This is a genomic window from Peribacillus sp. SIMBA_075, assembly GCF_046534585.1.
This window is the reverse complement of sequence record NZ_JAWRYN010000024.1, coordinates 27671-54130: the sequence shown is the minus strand read 5'-3', so window position 1 is coordinate 54130 and position 26460 is coordinate 27671. Positions and strand designations below refer to the sequence as shown.

Sequence of the window (26460 nt, the reverse complement as noted above, 5' to 3'; positions counted from 1 at the left end):
AATCCTTACTAGAAGGTTAAAATTAAAAAAATTTGAACATCTGATGGTTATCACGAAAACCTATTGGGCCTTAAAAGAAGAACATTCGTGTTTATGGGAGGAAGTAGGATGCAACACAACGATAGGAAAAGGGAATGGAACGGCTTTTCCAAAACGATTCCTTATTCTCTTTTAGATGTAAAAGATGAATTAAAGAAAAAAGGTAAAAAACAGGCTTCTGTTAAACCGCGGGAATTAACGGGAGAAGAGACAATGTTGATACATGAAATTAAAGAACGAACAAGACAACACAACAGTAATAATGTGACCCGAACACATGCCTATTTTCAGTTTTATCTCCGTTACCCAGAAATACACTGGGCACTACTTGGACATATGGTATCGCGTAATGGCGGTTGGAATATGACGGATTTAAAAGGGGAGTTATATACAAGACTTTTATCGGAAAAAGATCAACTTATCTTCTTTTCTTTTCTGGAACGAGGGAACTGGTTAATCTTCCAAGATGTGTACCCACAATTTTTGTTGTATGAACAAAGTGTCAAAAGATCAAAAAGACTGTTTCATCTTCTACCATTTTTCAATGTATCAACTTTTATGGAAACGTTGTGGAACCATTTTTGGAGAAAAGGCGACCACTATATGTTAGCCATTGCCACCGTTATTAATGAACAAAGCTATTTAGAAAAAAGTGTCTTTCAAAATACCCATTTTAAAAAGACCGTACTAAATAGTATTGGATTCAAACTTTATGATTTTTTTCGCTTTAACCATATTCTTTTTCCATTCTATAAGGATGAAACCAAACAAAAAACATCGCTAGTCGGGAATACAATGAAGCATTTCACCTCCCTACATGAGCGAATATTGCTGGGCAAGCGATTATACTCACAGCTGTTTAGCAGTGAGAACATCTTATCAGGAGTAGTAGAATGGGCACATGATCATCCACATACCGGTTCGCGAAAAGACTACTGGCCGCATTTGTTTAATGATATAAACGAATCATTCCCCCGTGCATTTTATAAACGTCGAACAAAAAAGTGCCAATTAAGAAAAGGTGCGGATCGTTTATACAGTCCGCGATTAATATACTCCTGGAAAGATATTAATCATGAAGAGGAAGAAAGCAAAGACTGGTTTGAGGACTGGAAAATCATGGACTACTTAATCGATAAGGAAGAAAATACAGATGGGGAGGTTTATGATGAGTACTGCAAAACGCTTGAAAAAATTGAACTTGCCATTCTGGCAAAAAAAAACCTCCTACTCCGAGAAGAAGCAGAAGACGAGTAACCTTCGGGCTTTTGTTGCCACCATAGTTCTCTCCTGTTTCATCGGGACTTATTTAGACTTACTGTTTGTCGGTAAACAAATGTATGCCTTTCCAGCAAGACCTTTCCCAGATATATTTACAATCAATGTCGCTTTTACATTATTGATATTGCCAATCTTTACTACGCTCTTTTTATGGATCGCAAAAACGTTGACTACATTTTCAAGAATCCTGTTTATCATTTTGATTGGACTTTGTATAGGTGTTTCCGAACCGTTTGCTGAGAATTTAGGATTGCTTACTCATAGCGAAGCATGGCATCATTCTTATTCCCTTTTCGGCTACATGATCTTCATGCTCCTTATTTGGAATTTTTATCGATGGTTTCAATAACAGGCGACTGTATTATAAATATAAAAAAAACAAAGGGTGTCACAAAAATTCCAATAAACTTTTTGTGACACCAAATGCTAGCAGGGTTTCCCTTCTGGACTGATGATTAAAACCTAAAATAGCTCACTCCTTTGGAAGAAATATGGAAAAACCTTTTTAAACTTTTCAGAAAATCTTGTTCGCAACGATTTTGGCACCCATAGCCAAGATATTAATTGCATGATATATAATGCATCTAAATATAATGGTTGTGAGACGTAATTAGATCATTTTGACTCAGCTTTTTTATTATTTGGGCTATACCAATACCTCTCTTTTTTCAGCATATTTTAAGGAGGAATGTATGAAAGAAATTGGCATCAAATCATATTTGTGTGTTGGTACTGTCAGTAACCCTATTTATGGTCCTAAAAGTAATAAGATAATCTTTATTGCTGATTATTCTGGTTTACCGCAGGTTTGGACAAAGGGTTTCGATATAAGAGAACCAACCCAAACTTCTTTTACTAATGAACGAATCACTTTTTTTAAATACTTAAACAGTTCATCACAGCGCGGCCTATTTATCGGAATGGATGTTGGCGGAAATGAGAAGCAACAACTGTTTTTACTCAAGAGTGATGGTGTACTGATTCCGCTTACCAACTCAGCTGAACATAAACATGAATATGGGGGTCACTCACCTGATGGAAAATGGATTGCCTGGTCAAGCAATCGTCGACATCCTGCCTTTTTCGATATTTATATTCAAAATGTCGAAACATTAGAAATACAAATGGTTTTGTCAAAGGATGGTCTCTATTCCTCCATCATGTGGTCTCCTGATGGTAAATCGTTATTGATTCGGAAAACAAATTCCCAGTTGGATAACGATTTAGGTTTACTGAATCTATGCACAGGAGAAATGAACTGGTTAACAGATCATCAGGGTGAAGCAAGCTATAAAAACCCTCATTTCAGCAAGGATGGAAATCATCTCTATTTATTAACAAATCAAGATCAGGAATTTTTTGGGCTCGCGATCATGGATCTTTCAACAAAAAATATCACCTGGCTGGAGGTGGGACAGTGGGACTTTGAAGGCCTCGCTATGAGTAAAGATCAATCAAAGTTAGCTTTTTCAATTAATGAAGGAGGTATTTCAAGAGGCATTCTTTTAGATTTAAAATCAAGTGCCCTTTATACATGGCAGACACCAATGGGGGTGTTAACTAGCCTAACTTTTTCACCCGACAATCAAAAGTTAGCCTACGTTTTCAATGGGCCTGCCTATCCTTCTGATATATGGCAGGTTGATCTAGGAAAAATGAAGACAGAACGGCTTACTCAATCTCTTCAGTCAAAGCTTTTGGAAAATAAATTAATTGAACCTATTCTTATTTCATTTAAGTCTTTTGACAATCTCCAAGTACCTGCATTTTATTTCAAGCCAAATACCCAGACAGAAAAAATTCCAGTTATTCTATATGTTCATGGGGGTCCTGAAAGCCAAATTCGGGCGGTTTTCAATCCAGTTCTGCAGTATTTTCTAAGCCTTGGATATGCAGTAATTACTCCCAACGTTCGCGGAAGTACAGGATATGGAAAAACATATACTCATCTTGATGATGTTCGTAAACGAATGGACTCCGTAAGAGATCTTGTTTCATTAGTAGATTGGTTAAAGAAAGAGGGAAGCACTGATCCTAATAGAGTTGCCATTATGGGAGGGAGCTATGGAGGCTTTATGGTTCTTGCAGCCATTTCCCATTACCCGGAATTATGGTCTGCTGCGATTGATCTCGTTGGGATTTCAAGTTTCAGAACTTTTCTTAAAAATACCAGTCCGTGGCGACGCAAACTTCGCGAAGCTGAATATGGAACTATCGAAAAGGACGGAAACTTTTATGATTTGATTGATCCATTGAATCAAACTGACCGGATTACCAGTCCGCTGATAGTACTCCACGGGTGTAATGATCCACGGGTCCCAATAGAAGAATCTGAACAAATTGTAAAAAAATTAATGGCACGAAATCATCCTGTACAGTTTATCCACTTTAAAAATGAAGGTCATTCCATCGTAAAACTAAATAATAAAATTACTGCGTATACAGCAATAGAACATTTCCTTAATCAATATATTGGTAAATAATTTATGAGTCTTTTATATTTTGAAGGGTGATTAAAAGGAATTGGAACCCATTAGGAAAAAGTGATCTATTGGCACTGTACTACCCATATTAACTGTATTTGTAAATTTCCTCATACGACTTCGGAAAGAACGCGCTGGGCTTCTTTTGGGTTGCTAAAATGCAATTAGTACACGATATTTATTTTAGTGATCCTCTTAGTAAAAAATGAAAAGCCACCTAATTCGGCAGCTTTCACAAATTACACTAATTCTTCAATTATTTCAGCACCATAAGAGTTGTCGATTATACAGCGCCAGGTACCAATGGAATCCTTCCGAAATACATATGTCGCGGTTCTTTCCATAGAGAATTCGGAATCGTCTTTTTGATTGGCACTAAGCTGGGCTTTTGCCACAACCAATGCCGTATCACCCGTTTCGATTATTGCCATCTTTTCTTGTTTGACGATTAAACTATGATTAAAGTAATCAGCGATAGCAACGAATGCCCGACGTATTTCATCTTTCCCTTTTGCGAATGTTCCAGGTTTGACAACTAAAGTTGCATCCTCTGAATAGAAATCCATCAATTGATCGAAGTCCTCGTTATTTATTGCCCTATCTGCATTTTTTATAACTTGTTCCAGTCCGTGCTTTTCCATATTCACCCTCCAATTCAGCCTCTCGAAAATGAGGCCGGCTTTATACTAATGAATATTCGACTGCCTTGTTGAGGTATCCTGCTCATAAAGTGAATAAGAAAAGTATGCAAAGTAATAATCAGAGTAAGAATGAAATATAAAGGTCCCATCTCTTCTATGATCAAGATTCAACTCACGACAACCGCCATAATGACCATTATTCATTCCTCCTTCAATAGAAAAAGTTATACGAGGTTCTCAAAATAAACTGTGTTGTGGGCAATCCTTCTGTCAACCTACATGCAGTTAGGTAAAGAGGACTAAGGGGTTGGTTCCATTCCCACGATTGCTGCCTCCAGTTTATTTAATCATTAAAGCTTATCCATCCATTTTAATAAACTAGCGAATCTATCTTCATTATTTTTCAAATGCAAATGGATCTCCGGCTACAATTCCACAGAAATTCACTGCTCTAGCCATATGTAATCATTGGGCAAGACCCACACGGTGTTTATCGAAAATTCTTATCTTACAGAGGAGCCCTATTTTTTCAAAGCTGCAAAATACCAAACCATGGGAATGCTGACGCACCCATTCATTCAATAAGGATTAATAGTGGTTTAATAAGCTTTAAAATATTTGAAAGGATTGAATTAAACATTCTTCATTATCAACATTCTGTTTCTTTTCTTCAAAGGCTATATTAAGTTTACTATAAACACTTTTCCAAAATAGAATGGCAGGTTTGTTACTAATTAATTCAAGCGCATAATATTTCCCCTTTTTTTGTTCAAACAATTCTTTTAACAAAGTTATTGTGATACCTTTTCTTCGGTATTTCTTCAACATGAAAATATCATTAATACTGTAATCATAGTCTTTTTCTAAAAAAGGTCTTTCCAATAGTAATAAGAATCCCACAATTGTTGTATCCTATTTTAGTAAATAAGGGGATAAACCTTCTCTCTCCCAAATTAAATCAAATGAATCAAATTCAAAGGAACCATTAGATGAAATCTCTAAACTGCCGGTATACTCTGAGAGGTCGTATAAATAAAGGGAATACAAGTTCTGTAAAATATGCTTTTTATCTTTAGAAATTGGAATTAATGATACAGTCATTGGTATACCTCCCTTACATATTTTTTCTTTATATAAATTCTACTTTTAAATAATTTGTCCTTCTTCCACCAAAACCAAAATCAAGCATTCATTTCGGTTTATCATTTTTATAAAAACTACAATGAGAGGTATATCATACAGTACGATTTCTGCAATCAAAAAAAACTCAGGTTTTAGAATTCGGAACTTTTCACCCATGAACTTTGTGGGATAAAAAACGCCATATTAGCGAATATAAGACGTTTTTTATGCTGAGCAGGGGTAAAGGGGTTTAGAATGTGTAATTCTAAACCCTTTTCCTATTCATATCATTCTTTAACCGTTCACTTTATGTAATAAAATGAAGCTATAAACACACTTTCACGAATGTTAAATAAAACGATTTTGATAGATTTTTATCCGTTGGCAAAAGTGTACTTTTACGAACGGGCTATTGATAAAGTTTGACGCTTTCGGAAAACCCAGTGGATGAAATAAGAGTTCAAAAAATTAAGGGCCTGCTCCCCTCTTGGGAACAGGCCTTTACAATAAGGAGATAGATGTTGTCTACCGACCTATTCTAACTTAAATTAAATGTTTGACTGTTTATCGTATACTTATTGATTTTTCCCAAACTTGGTTCATAGCCAATTCCGGGCAATTCTGGAATCGTGATCGTTCCGTTTTCTACGGTAACTTCAGGGTCAATAATATCTTCTGCCCAGTAGAGGGAGGAAGCGGCTGTATCTCCAGGAAGGGTAAAGTTTGGCAGGGAAGTGATTGCAATATTATGCGCTCTTCCAATGCCTGATTCCAGCATCCCCCCACACCATAGTGGAATTTCATGTTTAAGACATAAATCATGGATTTTCTTAGATTCAGTTAAGCCTCCGACGCGGCCAATCTTAATATTAATAATTTTACAGCTGCCTAATTTAATAGCTTTTCTAGCATCTTCTAATGAGTGAATGCTCTCATCCAAGCAAATAGGTGTTTTTAACCTTGACTGTAAATCGGCATGGTCAATGATATCGTTATAGGCAAGCGGCTGTTCAATCATCATTAAATTAAAATCATCCAAGGCGGATAACCGGTTTATATCTTGTAAGGTATAAGCTGAATTTGCATCTGCCATTAGAGGGATTTCAGGATATACTTTCCGGACCTTGTCTATTAATTCAACATCCCAGCCCGGTTTTATTTTAAGTTTAAACCGTTTATAGCCTAGACCGAGACAAGCTTCAATCATATCCAGGGTCGAATCAATCGAGTCCTTAATTCCGATGCTTACCCCCACTTCAATTTTCTTTTTTGTTCCACCTAACACACTCGAGAGAGAAGCATTTTTCTTTTTCGCATACAAATCCCAAACAGCACCCTCTAAAGCGGCTTTTGCCATATAATTGCCGCGAATATGGGCGAAATATTTTTCAGAGATTTCATCAGGATGCTGGATTTCACTTTTTAGAATAATTGGAATTAGATAATCTTCGAGTATATGCCAGTTTGTTTTTAAGGTCTCTTCATTATACAGGGGGTCGAGCATCGCAACCGATTCAGCCCAACCGGAAATGCCATCATCGCTTTTTGCTTCTACAAGGATAAAATCCCTATTGTATTCCGTCCCAAAGCTAGTTGTAAAAGGTTCAAGCAAGTCTAGCTTAAGATGCCTTAAAATAACTTGTTTAATTTTCACTTGGAAACTCTCCTTTTGTGATAAACCTGTAAAAGACACAGTCTTACCAATTTTTTATTAAATAGGCTGACAGCAGCCTGAAATTACGGGCTCTTATTAAATCTACCTGCTTATTTCTTTGTTAGTACATAAAACTGAACTGGAATTTCTGTCGTTGATTTCTTTATAAAATCTGTTACCTGCCATCCTTGCTGAAATAAATCGCTAAAAACGTCCCTGGATTTCATTCGCCATTCATTGGCCGCTTGGATATTTGTGGCTCTTATTGTTCGAAAATCCTTTGGAATGGCCACAAAAGCTGTATCACATTCTGGTTCAGGCAGCCCAAGAGTGAAAGAAGGAACAGGCAATCCCTTTTCAATGGTATCCCATTGAATAAGCGAGTTCTCCATTACTAATACTAAGTCCAGCGCGATTCCCCTTCCTCTAGAATCCGTTGTCTCCTTCTTGCCAATATGCCATTCGACAAGAAAGCGGTCAGAAGGAACTCCACTGTTTAATAGATCTTCCATTTCACCATAGCAGTTTGCGATATATGTAGAACAGACCCCACCAAGCTTGCCTATATTTAAATACCCATTAATACTTTCTAACGGATCGTATGTCCAGGTAATAAGGGAATAGCCGAGCTTTATCGCTTCTTCACGTTGTGCTAGTTTTAGCTTCTCCCCTATTCCTTTGTTGCGAAATTGCTCATCTATGCCTAGAATATGTGAACAAAGATAGGCTGATTTACCATTGAAACCTGGAAAGCTGTATTGAAATCCAATCAGCTGATCCTTACAATAAGCTCCTAAAACCAAACCACCGTTTTTCACTGCTGTTATGGTTTGGTGTGAGGGAATTGAATCAGTCCCCCCCCAAATGTTACATTCTAGCTTTCTCACTTCCTCAAGTTCTTCAATTCGATGAAGGGAACGAATTATAATTTCCTGTGTTTTCGTCATGGTCAACCTCCTAAGAAAATCCCAAGCGCCTTGATTGCCCAAACAACCAAAAGCTGGTCAAGTTAGTTAAACGGCTGATCGCTTGTCGGGCTAGGCACTTTACCCCTTATTTAAAATAAAATGTAGTACTTCCCTATCTTTTTGACAAAGAAATCATTCCCGATTACTGAAATCAGCTCCTTGCAATGGAATCATTTTTGTTCTCTTTACGATTTTATAGCCTAGAAAAGCCAGGAGAAATAAAGGAAGCCCTATATAAGAAATTAATATTCCATACCAGTCAATCTCAGAGCCGAAAAAAGCAGAATAATTTTGTCCCAGGATAGCCGTAACACATAAAATTGTGGCTAATATTGGACCGAATGGATACCATTTTGATACATAAGGCAAATCTTTCAAATCTCTTCCTTGTGCAATAAACGCCTTCCGGAATCGATAATGTGTAATCGAAATTCCTAACCAGGATATAAAGCCGGATAGTCCTGCAGCATTTAATAACCAAGTATAAATAGTGCCTTCACCGAAAAGAGAGGTTAGAAAAGCTGCCATCCCAACGATTGTAGAAAAATACACAGCGTTCACTGGAATCCCGCCTGCATTCACTTTTCTTAGAAACGAAGGGGCTTTTCCTTCTTTCGCCAGCACCCAAAGGACGCGAGAAGCTCCGTACATGGCGGAATTGCCTGCTGAAAGAACAGAAGTAAGAATTACCACATTCATAACGGAGGCAGCGATAGCAAGCCCTGCGTTTTGAAAAACTAGAGTGAAGGGACTTACCGCAATATCTTCAATATCTGAGCTTAACAAACGCGGATCGTTATAGCTGATTAGAAATCCAATCACAATGATCGCCAATACATAAAACAAGAGCAGTCTCCAGAAGATTTGCTTAATAGCCTTTGGAATATTTTTTCTCGGGTTTTCACTCTCCCCGGCTGCAATTCCTACTAACTCGGTGCCTTGAAAAGCAAATCCAACCACCATAAAGACACTTATAATGGATAAAAAGCCACCTTTAAACGGAGCTTCATCTTTGGTGAAATTTTCAAAACCTACTGCATGACCGCCCATTATTCCAAAAATCATTAATAATCCTACTGCTATAAAAATGATTATCGTTAAAACCTTTATAATGGCAAACCAGAATTCTGATTCTCCATATCCTTTTACCGATAAGATATTCAGTCCAAATATGATTGCAAGAAATAATGCGCTCCAAATGATGCCCGGGACAGAAGGGAGCCAAAATTTCATGATCAGGGAGGAAGCTGCTAATTCCAGAGCGACTACGATTGCATTGTTATACCAATAGTTCCATCCGATCGCAAATCCCAAAGCTGGATCGACAAACCTTGATGTATATGTGCTAAAAGAGCCTGTAATAGGAATAAAGGCGGCCATTTCCGCTAAGCTTGTCATCAGAAAGAAAACCATGATCCCGGCAATAATATAGGCGGCTACAGCTCCTCCAGGACCCGCAGTATGAATGATGGAACCGCTTGCTAAAAATAGCCCTGTTCCAATGGTTCCGCCGATTGCAATCATGGAAAGATGCCTTGGTTTGAGTTTGCGCTCCAGTTGTTTTCCATCAGAAGCTGCTTGGACATCCGTTTGTGATCCGAGTGCGGTATTTTTCATGAAACACCTCTTCATTAAATTTTTATTGTGAACTTCTCTTCTTCCGCCACCAGTATTACTGTGTTAATTAAAATTTTCGTTCCAATAAGGGCTTGTAAATATGTAACATTCTCAAATGCGCCATCATTGATCATTTGAAGAGCGCCTTCTCCTTTTTCTTCCGCAGGCTGAAATATAAATCGGAGAGTAAGTTTAGGGCGGATTCCGCTGAGGCAATGGCCAACGCTAAATATAAATATAAAACGATTGTGCTATGTGGATCGTGTCCACATGACTGATTGGCCGTTGCAACTCCATTTACTTCCTGAACAAGCGCATCCATATCAGTCCTCTATGCCACAACCCTTTTTGAGAGGCCTGGGATTCAATAATTCTTGATGCTGATCAATATATTGAATTGGGTTCATATTGATTTACCTCCTTTAAATGAATTTTAACTTTATTAAAAACTCATTCATTAAACACTTCATAACTTGAATATAGCCTTTCTAATTTTTGCTGATGGGTATGAATCCGTTTTGCGTCTTTTTCATGTATGCCTGCAATAACCAAGTCCAATAAGCTAATGACGGAAGCGATTGAATTGGTTCCGGTTTCTGCATTTTCTTCAGTTGTCAGTGCAATATCAGAGATACGACCAACAGGTGACAGGAGGCGGTCTGTAACGACAATTAAACAAACCCCTTGTTCTTTTGCGCACTCCGCAACTTTTACTATTTCATTCGCATATCTTGGAAAGGAAAAAACAATTAATACTGACTTGTTAGTGAGGTTACAGAACTTTTCATAGAAGTCACCTGTTGGCGAACATAAACTTACATTTTCCCTTAATGAACTTAGCGTATAGGAGAACCAATAGGCGGCGGCATGGGAAATCCGATGTCCTGCAATTAATATTTGGTCAGCCTGTATCAGGACATCGACTGCTTTCCATATATCCTGAACGTTCGTATGATCTAATAGATGTCTTAAAATATGAACTTCATTTTCTATCACTTTGGTAAATGGATCTTGATTGTCATCAATGCGGAGATTGGTATCCCTATTGGGTATATCTATTTGATTTTGGTGCAGTAGCTGTTTTTGAATTCTTGCCTGCATTTTACTAAACCCTTCAAATCCTAATGAATAGGAAAACCGAATGACCGTTGTTTCACTAACCTCCGCTTTTTGCCCAATTTGAAAAGCAGTTTTAAAGGCGGCTTCATCCAAATTTTCAATTAGGTAAGCGGCAACTTTTTTTTGACCTCCCGATAAATGGTGAAATTTTTCTTTCACTAATAATTTAAAAGATGGCTGTTCCATAGCATATCTCCTACCTTGGTGAATTAAATACTTCTTTTTAAAAAAATGTTGAATCAAATACTTTATGTACACATTATCATAATAAAATTAGAAAAAGAAGTATTTTTTGATTTTTTAGATAATTATAACTATCAGATCTAAGCAGCAAATTTTTCATTCAGATAGTATTTAAATTTTGGTCTACAAAAAATGACTATAAGAAGAAATTCCTTCTCATAGTCAATAGAGATTAGGAGATCATTGAATATTTACTTTGATGGGATATGTGTCTTCTAATCGGCTAAGTGTAAAAAGCAAATTTAATAAAACTAAGGTAAAAGCCGTAATTTGCCTTCCTATACTGTAAAATTCTTTTAGAGTTTTAATCAGCGATTAATATGTTTCAATCAAAAGTGATTCGTATTATTCTCCAAATTACTTTATTTGTAAATTTAACAACTTCAATGTCATTTAACACCATTGGATATGTTAGAATATTCTGTATTGTAGTATTAACTTATTTAAGGGGGCAGTTTTATGGAGAAATCATTTGAAGGAAACGCACTTTTACAAGTTTTAACAGAGGGAAAACAGCCTCCGAATTGTGATTTAACGTTACAGATTAAAGCAAATTATGCCCAGGAAGGAATTGCAAGGGGTGTATGGAAAGTGGATGAAAAATTTATAAACGGAAACGGTGTAGCAATGGGTGGATTTGTCACTTCTGCGGCAGATATTATAATGGCTTATGCTATTTCTTCTAAATTAAGTATCGGACAATCATTCGCATCTATTGATTTACATACGACCTTTCATCGGCCAGTAAGATTAGGAGACGTACAGGTTGAAGCAAAAGTAGATCGAATCGGAAAAAAAACAGCTTATCTACTCGCTGATTTATTTCAAGATGATAAAAAAGTGGCAAGCGTTGTGTCATCAGTTATGATTCTTTAAACTGGCTAATAAAAGCATGTTGCACAAAAAGCCCTTTGTAACATGCTTCCCTTTTACTAATCTAAACTAGCATTAAAATCGGCTTACAAATTTCTGATAGGTATTTAGATGTTATGCTTATAGCCTTTGCGGAAAGGAATAATAGAGGGTCATAAAACAGTAAGATACGATGTAAACAAAATCATTTATAAAAACAAAATATAGTGTTTATAATTGCTTTTTAAAAAAATTCGGAGATTGAAATCAGTGTGGAAAGTAGGGCACTCGCTTTTCCCGAAAGAGTCCACACCCGTTCCAATCAACTTGAAATGATTACGTTAGATCAATTGGTGCCTGAGAACCATTTGGTTCGTAAAATGGAGGCCGACATATGTTTCTCTTTCATTTATTACATGGTGAAAGACATACAAAAGTACGGAAAGTAAAGATCATCAAAAAGTAGTGTCTCGTCACATTTGGCAAGAATACGTGGACGAATTAAAAGAAATTGCTTGTCTTAGAAAAGCATCTTTCGTAAAAATCCGCTGCAAGTTACCAGTCCCTTAAAGACCTCACTCTCAGTTTTCACCAAACTCCCCGACAGTTCCAAAGAGCCTTACTAACGCTAAAATCATCAGTATTCATTGAGTTCTTCAATATAGCCCAAAATCGGACAAATGGCTTGTCTGTTAACTAAGTTAAACAGATTTTGAGTAGAGTCTAAGCGATGAATATGGACAAAAAAGGCCCGACCTTCCTGCGAGAGAGAGAGGTCTGACCAGAGTAGAGTCAATTGAAATTCTTATTTGGTTAATAGCTTAACAAACCGGGGATTTTGCAATTCTTTCTATTCTTTCTCATTTTACGAAATTGACCTATTAGTATCGGTAGTAGGTTTCTAATGCCAGCCCCTCTCTACTTAATATTCTCAACATATTGATCTGATTCACCATAAGAATCTATTTGATTCTTATTTCCCCGATTTTTTATATAGTAGACAAGATAGCATAAAGCAATGAATGGTATTCCACAATACAGGGCAATCCGTTGGCTCGGATCGAAAGCAAGACCTACAATAGAAGCGAAACATAAAACAAAAGCGGCTATGGGCACATAAGGGTAAAGTGGTGTACGAAATTTTAAATCTTTAATATCGCCACCCGCTTTAAGATAATGTTTACGGAACACATACTGTGATAATGCAATTCCCATCCATACTGCAACAACCGCAAATCCAGATATAGCCACAAGCACCATATAAACTGTATCCGGTGCAACTACACTAGAGAATAATGACAAGCAGGCTACTGCCATACTTACAATCAAAGCATTAAACGGAACTCCTTTTGACGTTACCCTTCCTAAGAAAGGATTTATCATCTTCTCGTTTGAAAGGGACCATAACATACGGGTAGATGCATAGAGACCGGAATTTGCTACTGACAGTAAAGCAGTAATAATAACAAAGTTCATGATATCAGCTGCATAAGGTATCCCTATGCTATCAAAAACCATAACGAACGGACTTTCAATCACTCCCGCTTCTTTCCAGGAGATTAATCCAGATAGCACAAATATGGCACCAACAAAGAAAAACATAGTCCGCCAAATTACATTTCTAATGGTTAGTGGAATGTCTTTTTCCGGGTTTTCACTTTCTCCAGCAGTAATGCCGATAAGCTCTGTTCCTGAAAAGGCGAAATTCACGGAAATCATGGTTATAAATATCGGAAGGAGTCCATTTGGAAAAAGGCCCCCTTCCCCGGTAAAATTAGAAAGCATCGGAGCAGCTGCACTCCCGTTCATAGGAATGAAGCCAAACATCGCTGCTCCACCTAATATGATAAAGAAAATAATAGTAATTACTTTAATGCCGGCAAACCAAAATTCAGTTTCCGCGAAAAATTTTACAGAAAAGGCGTTCAGCAGAAAAAGTATAATCGCGAAGAGTGCGCTCCACATCCAGACGGAAGTTTCAGGGAACCATCTCTTCATCAGCAGACCGGATGCAGTAAATTCCGAACCTACCGTAACTACCCATGTAAGCCAGTAGAGCCAACCAATGGTAAATCCGGTAGCAGGACCCACAAACCTCGTAGCATATGTTTGAAACGAACCGGTTACCGGCATAGCTACAGTTAATTCGCCAAGGCATAGCATGACTAGATACATGATAAGCCCACCAACCAAATAAGCGAGAATCGTTCCTCCCGGTCCAGCCTGATTAATCGTATTACCTGTACTTAGAAAAAGACCCGTTCCAATTACCCCACCTAGCGAAATCATGAACAAGTGCCTGCTTTTCATTGAACGCTTCAACTGATTTTGATCGGTACTATTGGCGTCTAGCATCCAGTCTCCTCCTTTAAATATATGATGCAGTACAATACGATTGACCTCGGGTCGATGCCTATAAAGCTATCAATATCACATGAACCTTTTCTATCATCTTTTGCTCGAAACTTTAAAACAAACCACTTTTGTTTCAGTCATTTCTTGGAGTGCAAACTTTATTCCTTCACGGCCTATACCAGAGCCCTTCACTCCCCCAAAAGGCATAGCATCTATACGATAATCAGAGCTGTCATTCACCATAACCCCGCCTACATCCAATTCACGTATAGCTCCCAACGCCCTATTTAAGTCACGAGTGAATATGCCTGCTTGCAAGCCGAAATCCACATTGTTAGATTGGAAAATGGCGGTATCCAGATCGGGCACACTGTGAATGGTAACAACTGGTCCGAAAACTTCTTCAGTTGCCAGCTTACAATCTGCTGGAACATTCTCTAAAACAGTTGGATAGTAAAAAGAACCTTGACGTTTGCCGCCACACAGCAATTTTGCGCCTTTCCCAACAGCTTCATTAACCCAACTCTCAACTCGCTTTGCTTCTTTCTCTGAAATCATAGGCCCCATGTCGGTTTCCTCTGAGAGTTTATTGCCTACTCGATACTGTTGAGTACGGTTAACAAACTTTCCAACAAAGTCCCTATAAATATCTTCTTGAACATATAATCTTTGCACTCCCAGGCAATTTTGACCTGCTGCCCAAAAGGCGCCGGATACTGTCGATTCAACCGCTTCTTCTAAGTCAGCGTCTTCCAGAACGATAACCGGTGAGTTCGATCCCAGCTCCAAATTCATCTTTTTCAAACCTGCCTTTTGCATGATCGCTTGGCCAGTGGCGAGACCTCCTGTGAAAGAAATCATTCGTATGGCTGAATGAGTAATCAGACTCTCGCCCATATCACTCGGATACCCCGTAATGACGGACAATACTTTAGGCGGTAAACCTGCTTTTTCAAAGGCTTCTGCCAATAAAAGAGCACTTAAAGGTGTAGCGGGTGCCGGTTTTACGATGATGGCATTTCCAGAAGCAATAGCAGGTCCCACTTTATGGGCAACAAGATTTAATGGATCGTTGAAAGGCGTTATAGCTACAATAATCCCAACAGGGAAACGATAATAATAACCCATGCGATCTTCACTTCCCGGCATTTGGTCAAACGAAATCGTTTCGCCATTAATTCGCCTTGCTTCTTCTGCGCTAATTCGAAGTGTTTCGATACAACGCACCACTTCTTTTCTCGCCTCTTTAATGGTCTTACTTCCCTCACGGGCGATGGTCATTGCATATTTTTCCTTATGCTCATAGATCCAATCGGCAGCACGATTTAGAATGGCGATTCTTTCATGTGTTGGCATGTCCGCGGCTATTTTCGCTCCTTTTTTTGCCTCTTCAATGGAATGAAGTACATCCTTCTCATTAGCAGCAGGAACGGTTGCAATTAAACTATTATCCTGTGGATCGAGCACTTCAATTATTTTTTCGCCGGATACCCATTTTCCAGCAAGAAACATCTTATTTTTCTTTGTAAGCGCTTCAATAAGTGTCATCGATAATCACCCCGTATAAGTAATTTTCCAGCTTATAACTTGTGGTATATAAGATCATAATTGCCCACGGCTCATATTGATTAAATCAATCAGAATAGAGAATCCTGTTTCTTTGCGACCAGCTCCGGCACCAATCAACGTAATCGGACCGGCCAAGTCACAGTTATACGTAATAGCGTTTTGTGCTCCCAAAACCCCAGCTAGAGGATCTGTAAGAGGTATAGCTTCAGGACCTACCTTTGCGATTACTTTATCACCATCCTTTTTACATTCAGCAATAAGCTTCCACCTTTTCCCTGCAGACTTTGCCCATTGAATGTCTTGCTGTGTAAGATGACTAATTCCTACACATTCTACTTCCTCTCGTTTCATCGGAATATTCATTACAACATTAGCAAGAATAGTAGCTTTATACTGAGAATCATATCCCTCTACATCGCTAGTAGGATCTGCCTCTGCATAGCCAAGAGCTTGTGCCTCAATTAATGCATCCTTATAGCTCAATCCTTCTTCCATTTTGGTCAAAATATAATTAGTCGTTCCATTTAAAATCCCCCGCAATTCAAAAATGTTATTTCCCGCCAATGAGACGAGAGGCATTTTCAATGCTGGTGTTCCACTCATAACAGTACCTTCGAAGCCCCATCGCACATCATTCTTTTTGGCCAACTCAGCTAGTTCTTGGTAAGCTAAAGAAACGGGACCTTTATTGCTCATTACTACGTTCTTTTTACTTTCAAATGCCGTCTTACAATGATCGATGGCAGGTTGTCCAGTCTTTACATCCGTGAAAGTGATCTCTACGATGGTATCCGCATTACTCTCAAGGATTGTCTTAAAGCTGTCCCATCCCCTTATCAACCCAGGGGTTTCAGGGTAACTCTCCAGCTTTCCCGTTTCCTTTACAACTTGTAATACTTGAGAGATATCCAACCCTTCAGGGTGATAAAGAGAGCCCTTCATGACATCGGAAATTGCAACAATTTTAGCATCAAAGCCAAGTTCACTGCGTAAAGACTCACCTTTATCTTGTAAAATTTCTGCCAATCCTTGGCCGACTACACCAAATCCAAGCAAAGCAATTTTATGTGTCATATCCCATACCTCTTCCATTATTAATATCTTTATTTGCAGCTACCGTTACTGGTAGTTGTGATTCCAAATGGGCAAAAGCTTGTTCCAAATCAGAAATAAGATCTTCCGTATCCTCAATTCCTGCGGAGATACGAACCAAACCTTCCGGGATACCAAGAGCTTGACGTTCTTCAAGAGTACATTCCACATGACTGGTCGTTCTTGCGGGTCCATATATAGTTTCAACAGCTCCAAGATTCCCGGCTTTATTTGCATATTGTAATTTTGGCAATAAAATTTTTATTGCATCCATCTCACCTTTCAATACAAAACTTAAAATTCCGCCGAAACCCCTCATCTGTTTCTTTGCAATATGGTGATGGGGATGTGTTTCTAATCCAGGATAATTAACCGCTTCTACAAGCTTTTGCTTTTGCAGATACTTTGCGATTTCCATTGCACTCTTTTCTTGCTGGCGTACTCGAAGTTTTAACGTTTTCATCCCTCTTAAAATAAGATAGGCTGACCAAGGATCCATCGTCGCTCCATTGATTTCTCGATAATGATAGACTTTTTTCATCAGTTCCTTGGTACCGCATGCAACACCTCCTAATGCATCGGCATGTCCGCTTAAGAATTTAGTCGCACTATGAATGACAATGTCAACTCCTAATTGAATGGGATTTTGATTAATGGGAGTAGCAAAAGTATTGTCTATGATAACCAATGCCCCCACCGATTTTCCGGCTCTTACCATTCTCTCAATATCAGTGATCTTCATCGTCGGATTGGTTGGAGACTCCAAATATAAAACCTTGCAGCCTTTGGCCACTTCAGCCTCGATTTCTTCATGATTTCCTGTGTTGCATAACTGCACATCTACATCGAGATTCGGTAAGAATTCGGTAAAGATTTTATTGGTTCCCCCATAAGTGTCTTTAACCGATATAACCCGGTCCCCCGGTCTTAAAAATGTATATAGTGTGCTGCTTATAGCGGCCATTCCTGATGAGAAACCAATTGCTGCCTCAGCTCCCTCGAGGATTCTCACTTTTTCCTCCAGAGCTTGAACAGTGGGATTTGTCATGCGATTGTAGATATACCCAGGCTTTTTTCCAATGGCCACTTCATGCCACTCGTCTATGTCCTCATAATTGTAGGCAACACTTAGCACCACAGGAACTTGAGTTGCATTGTAAGCAAGAGATTCTTTTTCTCCTGCCCATACAGCCTTTGTACCGGCTTGTATATCTTTAAAGTTTTGCTCACTCATGTTCTTTCACCTCTAATTTTCATAGTTTTGTCAACCACATCTCTTTGTTGTTCGGATTTATATAATATATTGTATATTGTATTTTTATAGCTTCCTTTGCCGTACTAGTTTTCGCTTCTTTTTTTACGTTCTTACATTTTTTGCCATTTTTATTATGAACGTGCTCTTGTTAGCAACTAATAACACAACATGTTTTAATATATTGTATATTGTATATTGTGTATTAATTACCCTCTCCTTTTCTTATACTAGTCACCACTTCCTTTTTTTCACCTGCTTAAATTTATTCTTTGCCAATTTTAATATGAAGGTGCTTTTGTTAGAAGAGCTATTAACTCAGCATATTTTCTTGTTATATTGTATATTGTATATTGTATAATATGCTGAATAATCAGAAATATCATTCGTATTAAGACATATGATACACTGGACTCTTCCCCTTTTCAATATATTTTATTAGTTTACTCTTAAAAATACTTTCAATTAACACGTATAGTTTTAATGATGTTCAATATTCTATATCCTTGTAGAAGTCTTAAAACCCAAACTACAATTGTTCCCACACTCCGTGGTTCTCTCAATTCGTTTAAGATCTGAATTTCTATGGCAGCATCGCCTCATGTGGACTTAGGGACTGATTGGGATGCAGGTAATAATGAGCTGCGATAATTACTAAACAGTAGAGCTATTGAAGAATTTAGAAGCCTATGCTATACAAAAATTAAGAATTTTCAATTTTATATTGTATATTGTATAATAAATGTATCAATTTTTAGCATAGGGGAGAAGGACTATCAAAAAGAGATACCAATCACTTAAAGACCATGTATATAATCATATTGCTGAAGAAATTCAGAATGGAACATTGCTTCCTAATCATAAGGTAAATGAAGTAGCACTAAGCGAGAAGTTAGAAGTAAGCAGAACCCCTGTAAGGGAAGCTTTGATACAATTAGCTTCAGAAAATTTACTTGAGTATTTTCCTCGAAAGGGATTTATCGTTAAAGAACTTGATACAAAGAATAAGCTTGATGTTTTTCAAGTTGTTGGTGTGCTGGACGCCCTAGCAGCCTCATTATCTTTAGCGCATATTACAGAGAGTGATATTGAACTAATGGAAGAGCTGGTTAAAAAAATTGACCTGTCAATTTCACAAAAAAATTATTCGGATTATCAGCAATTCCAAAATCAATTCCATAAAGTATATATTGATAAATGTAAAAACGATACATTAATAGACCTTCTTAATTCTTTACAAAACAGTTTTGTTAGACAAATCTATTTGAGCAAAGACGAAGAAAAACTTTTTGCCGTATTAGAACAAATGAATGAACATCATAAAAAAATGATCACTTACTTTAAAAAAGAAGACAAAGAAAATTTAGAGCAACTTATTAAGAATGAGCATTGGAAAATAACACATATTGATATGATATAGGATAGATGTTTTGGTACAAAAATGATTTACTTGAAGGAAAAGTCGTATCTTTCCTATCAACTTACAGATTTCCATTTAATTCTCATCAATTTATGGATAAATTTCTTTTGTTTTTGGGCAGATTTGACCCTTTAATGAATCTGTCCTTTTTTGATAATGTGCAAAAGGGTTTAGATTGTTTAATTTTTAATTTATTACTTGCACTATAGAACCAATCCCCTTTTTAGCAAAACAATTAAATTTTTCGGTTTATTGCCATTAGCATCTTTTCATACCCCACTTTTTATTTACAAATGTCCCTACCGAATTTCCAGTTTTTCTTCTTCAACTACCTCAGGTTAATATGATTTTCTCACAAATACTCGCTTAATCTCAGGATTTCATCGCCCTTGAATTTATGTTCAATATTAAATGGAGTGATTACAGGACATGAAGATTTCCTTAAGGCATAGTAAAAAAAAAACCTACGAACTTTATATTCAAGGAAGTAGGCTTTCTTTATATTAATTTTTTCTATAGCAAGTAACGTGGAACGCCTGTATCTTTCACTGTGTCATTTACACCGATTACGTTTGTTTCACGCTCTTTAAATCTTAAAACATCCACATCCATGTGCTCCCTTTTCAGTAAAACCCACTTGGTTCTATTCAACTGATTCGTACACTTTGGTTTTTAAGTATTTATGTATGACACTCATTAGTTAACCTCATCAGCTCTGCTCTAACCAGTTTACCTAAACAAAATGAGCGAGTCCTGTTTTGGCCACAGGTGCATGTAGATTGTACAGGAGCTCCCAGAAGAAAAATTGGAGGCATCAGCCACTCTTTCTTTTGATGCTAATGACGGAACAACCAAACGATTTACTTAAAGATATCCATTCCAGCTTTAAAAAATGAGTTTAATCCATTAGCCACTGATTGAACCGTATTCGCATTATTTAGTAGTGACCGTTTATTCTCCGCAGTTGGATTCGCTTGTGCTTGTAGAAAGGAGGCTTCCAGAGTTGACAGCTTTTGTCTCAATTCATTGATTTGCCCTTGTACTGACTCCTTAGTAACAATTGCAATAGCGTCTCTGAAGTATTGTTTACCTTCTGGCTTTATCGTTGCTTTGCTTATCTTCCCAGTCGTACTCTTTTTGATATCTATGAGGTTTTTGTTCACAAGTATCACTAACTCGGCCCTTATCACTTCAAGACTTTTATTGTATTTTTCAGCAATTTTACTTACACATCTTTCTCTATTGCATTCCTCAAGGAAAAAGAGTATTTGCTTTTGTAGATCGTTCATATTTGTTTCTCCTTTTAACTTTCTTTCATTTGTGAGAATTCTTAAGCTTCTTTCTGCCGGTTCTTTGAAGTTTGTATGCCATTAACCCCAAAAACACAGATATTGTTATTTAATGTAGTATTTTCTCTTAAAAAGTAGCTTTAATTTATCACAGGAACCACAGAATCTAATATAAAACTACAGAAACCAACAAATATTTTTTAAATATTCAAAAAAATAATACAAAAATTGGAATTATACAAAATCATATGATATGACGACATGGCCTCTATTGGATATACCCAGGATAAACAATTTTCTGGGACCCTTAGATTGTTCTTAAAGAAAATTGGCTTTTTTTCAGAATATATTCCTAAAATGGCGATGTGTAAGATTGATGAAACATTTTGAAAGTATAAAGCGATGCGTGGGCTTATTCGTGCATCACGTGGGAGCTACCGAATACTAGATCGAATGCTATCCAGTATCAATAAAGAAGTCATCTATTTTATTCATTTATTAGTCTACAAAAAACTTATTCACTAACTATTCCTTCTTTAACACTCTTAATCTATCCATTTTGCCCGCGAGAAAAAGGTTGCCGCAGCATTAATGAACCAAATTAAATATGAAAACAACTTGTTGCAGGGCCCAACATCTCCATCAAGCTAAAAATAGATTTGTTATCTCTGCAATGGACAAATTTTATTATTTTTGAAATATGAAATGAAGCCGGGGGGCGATTACCTTAGTAACAGATAACCTTAAACGTTCGCTAAAGCATGAAGGATTCAATATGAAAATGCGTAGTTTGAAACTTCATTCAATATCCCAAAACTGAGTTTGATAAGGGAAGTCATTTCGAAATCATACATATTCTAAAAAGATAACTATACGGCTTCTATGAGAAAATTCAAACATGACCTGTAGGACTATCTGTAATAAATGTGCAACAGGAAACCTTGTTTAAGTATTAAACATACTTAATGAATACTTTTTCGCCATCATTTCCAAGAGTTTTACCCCGGCAACGCTGTTCCCCTTCTCATCCAGCGCTGCACCATAAATTCCAATTCCGCATTTTCCAGGGACAGCCCCCATGATTCCTCCTGACACGCCGCTTTTGGCCGGAATGCCAACATTAATGGCAAATTCACCTGAGGCATTATACATGCCGCAGGTAACCATGAATGTCTTGCAAATACGAGCAATGTCTTCGGGGATGATTTGCTTTCCCGTCAACTGATCTTTCCCATTCATGGCCAGCACACAGCCTATCCTCGCCAAATCCTGACTGTCCATTTCAATGGCACACTGCTTCGAATACAATTCGATTAAGTCCTCCACATCTTCGTTTATTACATTATGCTGCTTTAAAAAATAGCTTAACGATCGATTTAAGTCTGCTGTATTGTATTCTGAACTGGCAACTGCTTCATTAAAATCGATAATAGGATTTTGGGTCAACTCCCGGATAAAATATAAAATACGCTTAAACCTCTCATTTACATTGACACCTGAAACCATGTGGGTAACAGTCAATGCTCCTGCATTGATCATCGGGTTTAACGGCTTGGATGGCTTATTTGTCTCTAACTTGGCAATGGAATTAAAAGGATCACCGGTAGGTTCTTTTCCTACAAAAGAAAAGACATAGTCCTCTCCTTTTTCCATTAATACCATAGCAAGTGTCAATACTTTTGAAATGCTTTGGAGGGTCATTTTGACACTTACATCCCCCGCACAATATCTTTTTCCGTCAGGATAGTAAATAGCCACAGATAAATCTCCAGGATTCGCCTTTTCAAGAGCCGGTATATAGTTTGCCACGTTTCCCTTAACGGTAAATTTTTTTGCCTCATCAACAAGTTGCTGCAATTCTACATTGGACCTGCATTGATATCCCATATTTTTCACAATTTACCCTCCTTTAAAGGCGAATTCTTGGCAGATAGTGGACTGACTATTTTACAACATCCCATTGTTATTTTTCACAAAACCAGCAAGTAGATAATAAACAGAAAGTAAAGTTAATATTAATAGGAGAAAAGAATAATCAGGATTTCACCCTATTTGCTGCCTGATTTCCTGAATGATGGTTTCCAGTGATGTCACGACGCCTTTTTCATCCTTATAACTAATATGCTTAGGTTGAAAATGAACGGGCGAATCCAAACCTGCTGCTGCTGAAATTCGAAATAGTCCTTTTCGAAGTGTCACGAGAAAGTTGACGACGCGGTATTTCTTTTCGTCAATCACGAGAGCCCTTTGCAATTCTGGGTCTGTTGTGGCTACCCCAACTGGACAGGCATTAGATTGACATTTCAATGTTTGGATACATCCTATGGCAATCATGAATCCACGAGCTATATTGACAAGATCAGCCCCCATCGCCAAAGCAATCGCAATCCTGTCAGGGGTGAACAGTTTACCTGAAGCAATAATTTTAACCCGGTCGCGTACCCCATATTTTTGAAGGGTGGAGACAACAATTGGCAGGGCTGATTTAATCGGCAAACCGACACTATCAATCAATTCTTGATAAGAAGCCCCTGTTCCGCCTTCCCCTCCATCCACAGTGATAAAGTCCGGACCTTTGCCGGTTTCCTTCATATATTTGGCTAATTCCTCTACGCTATCATTACTTCCTACAACCATCTTCAATCCAACAGGTTTACCCGTATGGCTGCGGATTCTTTCAATGAATTCACACATTGTCGGTACATCATTGAACTGATGAAAACGATTGGGGCTATCAATCGATTTGAATGGTTCCACTTTGCGAATTTCGGCAATTTCTGGAGTAACTTTTTCAGCATCAATATGTCCCCCGCGTGTTTTGGCACCTTGGGCGAGCTTAACCTCAAATGCTTTTATTTGAGGAATTTCACTTTTCCGCTTTAACTCGTCCCAATCCATTTCGCCATGCTTATCGCGCACCCCGAACATGGCTGGGCCAATCTGCATAATGATATCGACGCCACCCTTTAAATGATAAGAAGAGAGTCCGCCTTCCCCAGTATTCATCCATGTGCCTTTCGCTAAAGCCAATCCTTCTGATAAAGCTGTAATGGCATTATGTCCTAATGAACCATAGCTCATCGCCGACATCCCAATTAAACCTTTTAATCTAAATGGATGTTTTGTATTTGGGCCAATGATTACGGCATCATGGTCATGTAATAAGTAAGCAGACGATTCCTCATCCTCCCATTTTTCCTTTCGCTGCATAAGAAGCGGATCTCTCAATAAGATATATCTTTTAGTTATCACCTTTGTTTCTCTATCGAATTTTTCTTCTTCGGTTAATTTGGGGAACATAGCATTCCGAACAAAAAGGCCTTCTTCATCAAAATCACGTTTTGAACCAAACCCGATTACATCCCGCATATATTTTGAGCTTTTTACAATATGTTCATAATCATCTCTTGAAAATGGCTTCCCTTCAGTATCCTCGTTAAATAAATATTGCCGAAATTCCGGTCCGATTTTTTCTAAAAAATAGCGGACCCTCCCTAGTACTGGATAATTCCGTAGTATAGCGTGATGCTTCTGATTTCGGTCTAATATTAATAAATAGACTAGAAAAATGACAAGTGCTATTACAACAAGTGCAATAGTAATAAATGAAATGATAATTAAACGACTTGCGATATCCATTTTACCCCTCCTAGTAATGATTTTATTTTGTTTAATTTACTCTAACTTGAATCTCTTTATACAATGGAGCGAATATTATTGAAAAGATTTTTAATACTCAATTACATAATTTCATGTAGGCAAAGCCAACATATAGGGAAGAAATCAATGGTCGAGGAGGGAATAGTATGAAGGCATCTGATTTGTTTATAAGATGTTTAGAGAATGAAGGTGTTCAGTATATTTTCGGGATACCTGGTGAGGAAAATACGGATCTTGTTGATTCTCTAATAAGCTCTGATATTAAATTTATCTTAGTCCACCATGAACAAGCTGCAGCATTTATGGCAGACATCTATGGGCGGCTAACTGGAAAGCCTGGCGTTTGTTTGAGTACATTGGGACCGGGTGCAACCAATTTATTAACAGGGATAGGAAGTGCTTATTTGGATTATTCCCCTGTTGTTGCGATTACTGGTCAGGCGGGGCTTGATCGAATTCATAAGGAGTCGCATCAATATGTGGACATTATTGGAGTCTTTAAGGAAGTAACGAAATGGAATCAACAAATTAAGGTGCCTCATACGATTCCGGAAATTATCCGTAAAGCATTTAAGACTGCAGTTATTGAAAAGCCGGGTGCTGTTCATATCGAGCTCCCGGAAGATGTGGCAATGATGGATACAGAAGGTGAACCACTTCCGGTTACACCAATCCCTAGATCCAATCCGGCCGAAGAAGAAATCAAAAAAGCTGTAGAATTAATAAATCGCGCTAAAAAGCCTATTATTCTAGCTGGTAATGGCGTAATCCGCGATGGAGCTACGGAGTCCTTACGTAAATTTGCTGAAGAGAAACAAATTCCTGTTGTGAATTCGTTCATGGCCAAAGGAGTTTTACCTTCTAACCATCCGTTGACCCTTTTTACAGTTGGGATGCAAGCAAGGGATTATGTTCTATGCGGGTTTGATTTGGCCGATCTTATTATCACCGTCGGCTATGATTTCGTCGAATATTTGCCAAAGTATTGGAACGATGAGGCAATGAATCAGATTATTCATATTGATGCTCGACCGGCTGAGGTTGATGCTTATTACCCCGTTCAAGCTGAATTGGTCGGGAACGTAACAGAGTCACTTGAAGCATTGACCACTGATGTAGTAAAAAAAGAGCTTTGGCCAGAAGTGAAAAGATTAAGGTCTCAAATTATTGAAAAATTCCATTCTTCAGATGATGTATCAGGAAGCCCTATCATCCCTCAGCGGATTATCGCTGATTTGAAAAAGGCGGAAAAGGGAAATGCCATTGTCATTTCTGATGTGGGTGCACATAAATTATGGATGGCCCGGATGTATCAACCGGAAAAGCCTAATCACACTATCATTTCTAATGGCTTTGCATCGATGGGGATTGCCATTCCCGGTGCGATTGCGGCAAAACTGGCAAAACCTGATAAACCTGTCATTGCGGTTACAGGGGATGGTGGATTTCTAATGAATGGGGTTGAATTGGCAACTGCAAAACGTCTGGGCCTTGCCTTCGTGATAGTCATTTTCCACGATTCAAAATACGGCCTAATTGAGTGGAAGCAATTGAATAAATTTGATCGTACGAATGCGATTGAATTTACCGACCCAGACTTTTTAAGCTTCGCAAAAAGTTTTGGTGTTAAAGGAGTGAAAGTAACCCATTCCGATGAATTGCTTCATGCATTAGAAGAAGCGATTTCGAGTCAGGAAATTGTCTTGATTGATGTGGATGTCGATTATTCGGAAAATGTAAAGCTCTCGAAAACACTGGGTGATTATATTTGTAAATTATAAAACATGTAGTATTGGAGGAATGT

At 37.8% G+C, this 26460-nt stretch carries 22 protein-coding genes; 6 read left to right on the top strand and 16 right to left on the bottom strand.

Annotation, left to right across the window (positions count from 1 at the left end; translation table 11 throughout):
- The first annotated feature begins 108 nt into the window (after positions 1-108).
- From SB775_RS17125 to SB775_RS17115, 3 genes are all read left to right on the top strand, one after another.
- Positions 109-1296, top strand: a complete 1188-nt coding sequence (locus SB775_RS17125) for a DUF2515 domain-containing protein (RefSeq protein ID WP_410862394.1) — start codon at positions 109-111, stop codon at positions 1294-1296.
- Positions 1208-1669 carry a CBO0543 family protein gene (locus SB775_RS17120; protein ID WP_250211785.1) on the top strand — a complete coding sequence of 154 codons (462 nt, stop codon included), beginning with the start codon at positions 1208-1210 and terminating at the stop codon, positions 1667-1669. Before SB775_RS17125 ends, SB775_RS17120 begins: the two co-directional genes overlap by 89 nt.
- Before the next feature lie 343 nt (positions 1670-2012).
- Entirely contained in the window at positions 2013-3803 is a 1791-nt protein-coding gene (locus tag SB775_RS17115) for a S9 family peptidase (RefSeq protein WP_410862392.1), read from the top strand.
- 239 nt (positions 3804-4042) lie between these two features.
- Here the strand turns inward: SB775_RS17115 and SB775_RS17110 are convergent, their stop codons facing one another.
- From SB775_RS17110 to SB775_RS17070, 9 genes are all read right to left on the bottom strand, one after another.
- A complete protein-coding gene (locus SB775_RS17110; RefSeq protein WP_089363264.1) occupies positions 4043-4444 on the bottom strand; it encodes a YybH family protein in 402 nt (133 codons plus the stop codon).
- A gap of 609 nt (positions 4445-5053) precedes the next feature.
- Positions 5054-5344: a GNAT family N-acetyltransferase gene (locus SB775_RS17105; protein WP_410862390.1), complete on the bottom strand. Its 291-nt coding sequence runs from the start codon at positions 5342-5344 to the stop codon at positions 5054-5056.
- A 12-nt stretch (positions 5345-5356) separates the two neighbouring features.
- A complete protein-coding gene (locus SB775_RS17100) occupies positions 5357-5545 on the bottom strand; it encodes a hypothetical protein (protein WP_410862388.1) in 189 nt (62 codons plus the stop codon).
- Positions 5546-6104: 559 nt separating this feature from the next.
- Positions 6105-7220, bottom strand: a complete 1116-nt coding sequence (menC, locus tag SB775_RS17095) for an o-succinylbenzoate synthase (protein ID WP_410862387.1) — start codon at positions 7218-7220, stop codon at positions 6105-6107.
- A 110-nt stretch (positions 7221-7330) separates the two neighbouring features.
- On the bottom strand, positions 7331-8167 hold the full coding sequence (locus tag SB775_RS17090) for a GNAT family N-acetyltransferase (RefSeq protein ID WP_410862385.1): 837 nt from the start codon (positions 8165-8167) through the stop codon (positions 7331-7333).
- Between the two features lie 153 nt (positions 8168-8320).
- Positions 8321-9805 (bottom strand): amino acid permease, encoded by a 1485-nt coding sequence (locus SB775_RS17085; RefSeq protein WP_410862383.1) that lies wholly within the window; start codon positions 9803-9805, stop codon positions 8321-8323.
- A 14-nt stretch (positions 9806-9819) separates the two neighbouring features.
- The gene (locus SB775_RS17080; protein WP_410862426.1) at positions 9820-9981 is read right to left on the bottom strand and encodes a hypothetical protein; all 162 of its coding nucleotides are present in this window, start codon (positions 9979-9981) and stop codon (positions 9820-9822) included.
- Positions 9936-10127 (bottom strand): hypothetical protein, encoded by a 192-nt coding sequence (locus tag SB775_RS17075; protein ID WP_410862381.1) that lies wholly within the window; start codon positions 10125-10127, stop codon positions 9936-9938. The genes SB775_RS17080 and SB775_RS17075 overlap by 46 nt, the downstream gene beginning before the upstream one ends.
- 128 nt (positions 10128-10255) lie before the next feature.
- Positions 10256-11110: a MurR/RpiR family transcriptional regulator gene (locus SB775_RS17070; RefSeq protein WP_061462761.1), complete on the bottom strand. Its 855-nt coding sequence runs from the start codon at positions 11108-11110 to the stop codon at positions 10256-10258.
- 516 nt (positions 11111-11626) lie between these two features.
- On the opposite strand from SB775_RS17070, the gene SB775_RS17065 reads away from it, so the two are divergent.
- On the top strand, positions 11627-12043 hold the full coding sequence (locus SB775_RS17065; protein WP_061462759.1) for a PaaI family thioesterase: 417 nt from the start codon (positions 11627-11629) through the stop codon (positions 12041-12043).
- An 894-nt stretch (positions 12044-12937) separates the two neighbouring features.
- On the opposite strand, the gene SB775_RS17060 is transcribed toward SB775_RS17065, so the two are convergent.
- The 4 genes from SB775_RS17060 to SB775_RS17045 all read right to left on the bottom strand — a co-directional run bounded on the left by SB775_RS17060 (position 12938) and on the right by SB775_RS17045 (position 18269).
- A complete protein-coding gene (locus SB775_RS17060) occupies positions 12938-14374 on the bottom strand; it encodes an amino acid permease (protein ID WP_089363257.1) in 1437 nt (478 codons plus the stop codon).
- 93 nt (positions 14375-14467) lie between these two features.
- Positions 14468-15922, bottom strand: a complete 1455-nt coding sequence (locus SB775_RS17055) for an aldehyde dehydrogenase family protein (protein WP_410862379.1) — start codon at positions 15920-15922, stop codon at positions 14468-14470.
- 54 nt (positions 15923-15976) lie between these two features.
- A complete protein-coding gene (locus SB775_RS17050) occupies positions 15977-17017 on the bottom strand; it encodes a homoserine dehydrogenase (RefSeq protein WP_089363256.1) in 1041 nt (346 codons plus the stop codon).
- Complete coding sequence (locus SB775_RS17045) at positions 17007-18269, bottom strand: cystathionine gamma-synthase family protein (RefSeq protein ID WP_061462756.1); 1263 nt, start codon at positions 18267-18269, stop codon at positions 17007-17009. The genes SB775_RS17050 and SB775_RS17045 overlap by 11 nt, the downstream gene beginning before the upstream one ends.
- A 793-nt stretch (positions 18270-19062) precedes the next feature.
- Here SB775_RS17045 and SB775_RS17040 point away from each other — a divergent pair.
- Positions 19063-19707: a GntR family transcriptional regulator gene (locus SB775_RS17040; RefSeq protein WP_089363255.1), complete on the top strand. Its 645-nt coding sequence runs from the start codon at positions 19063-19065 to the stop codon at positions 19705-19707.
- 860 nt (positions 19708-20567) lie between these two features.
- Here SB775_RS17040 and SB775_RS17035 read toward each other — a convergent pair.
- The 3 genes from SB775_RS17035 to SB775_RS17025 form a co-directional block, all read right to left on the bottom strand.
- Positions 20568-20996, bottom strand: coding sequence for a hypothetical protein (locus tag SB775_RS17035; protein WP_089363254.1), 429 nt, complete (start codon positions 20994-20996; stop codon positions 20568-20570).
- 945 nt (positions 20997-21941) lie between these two features.
- On the bottom strand, positions 21942-22883 hold the full coding sequence (glsA, locus tag SB775_RS17030; RefSeq protein WP_089363313.1) for a glutaminase A: 942 nt from the start codon (positions 22881-22883) through the stop codon (positions 21942-21944).
- 156 nt (positions 22884-23039) lie between these two features.
- The gene (locus SB775_RS17025; protein ID WP_410862377.1) at positions 23040-24635 is read right to left on the bottom strand and encodes an FMN-binding glutamate synthase family protein; all 1596 of its coding nucleotides are present in this window, start codon (positions 24633-24635) and stop codon (positions 23040-23042) included.
- A gap of 167 nt (positions 24636-24802) precedes the next feature.
- Between SB775_RS17025 and SB775_RS17020 the strand changes: the two genes are divergently transcribed.
- Positions 24803-26437, top strand: a complete 1635-nt coding sequence (locus SB775_RS17020) for an acetolactate synthase large subunit (RefSeq protein WP_410862375.1) — start codon at positions 24803-24805, stop codon at positions 26435-26437.
- The last annotated feature ends 23 nt before the right edge of the window (positions 26438-26460 follow it).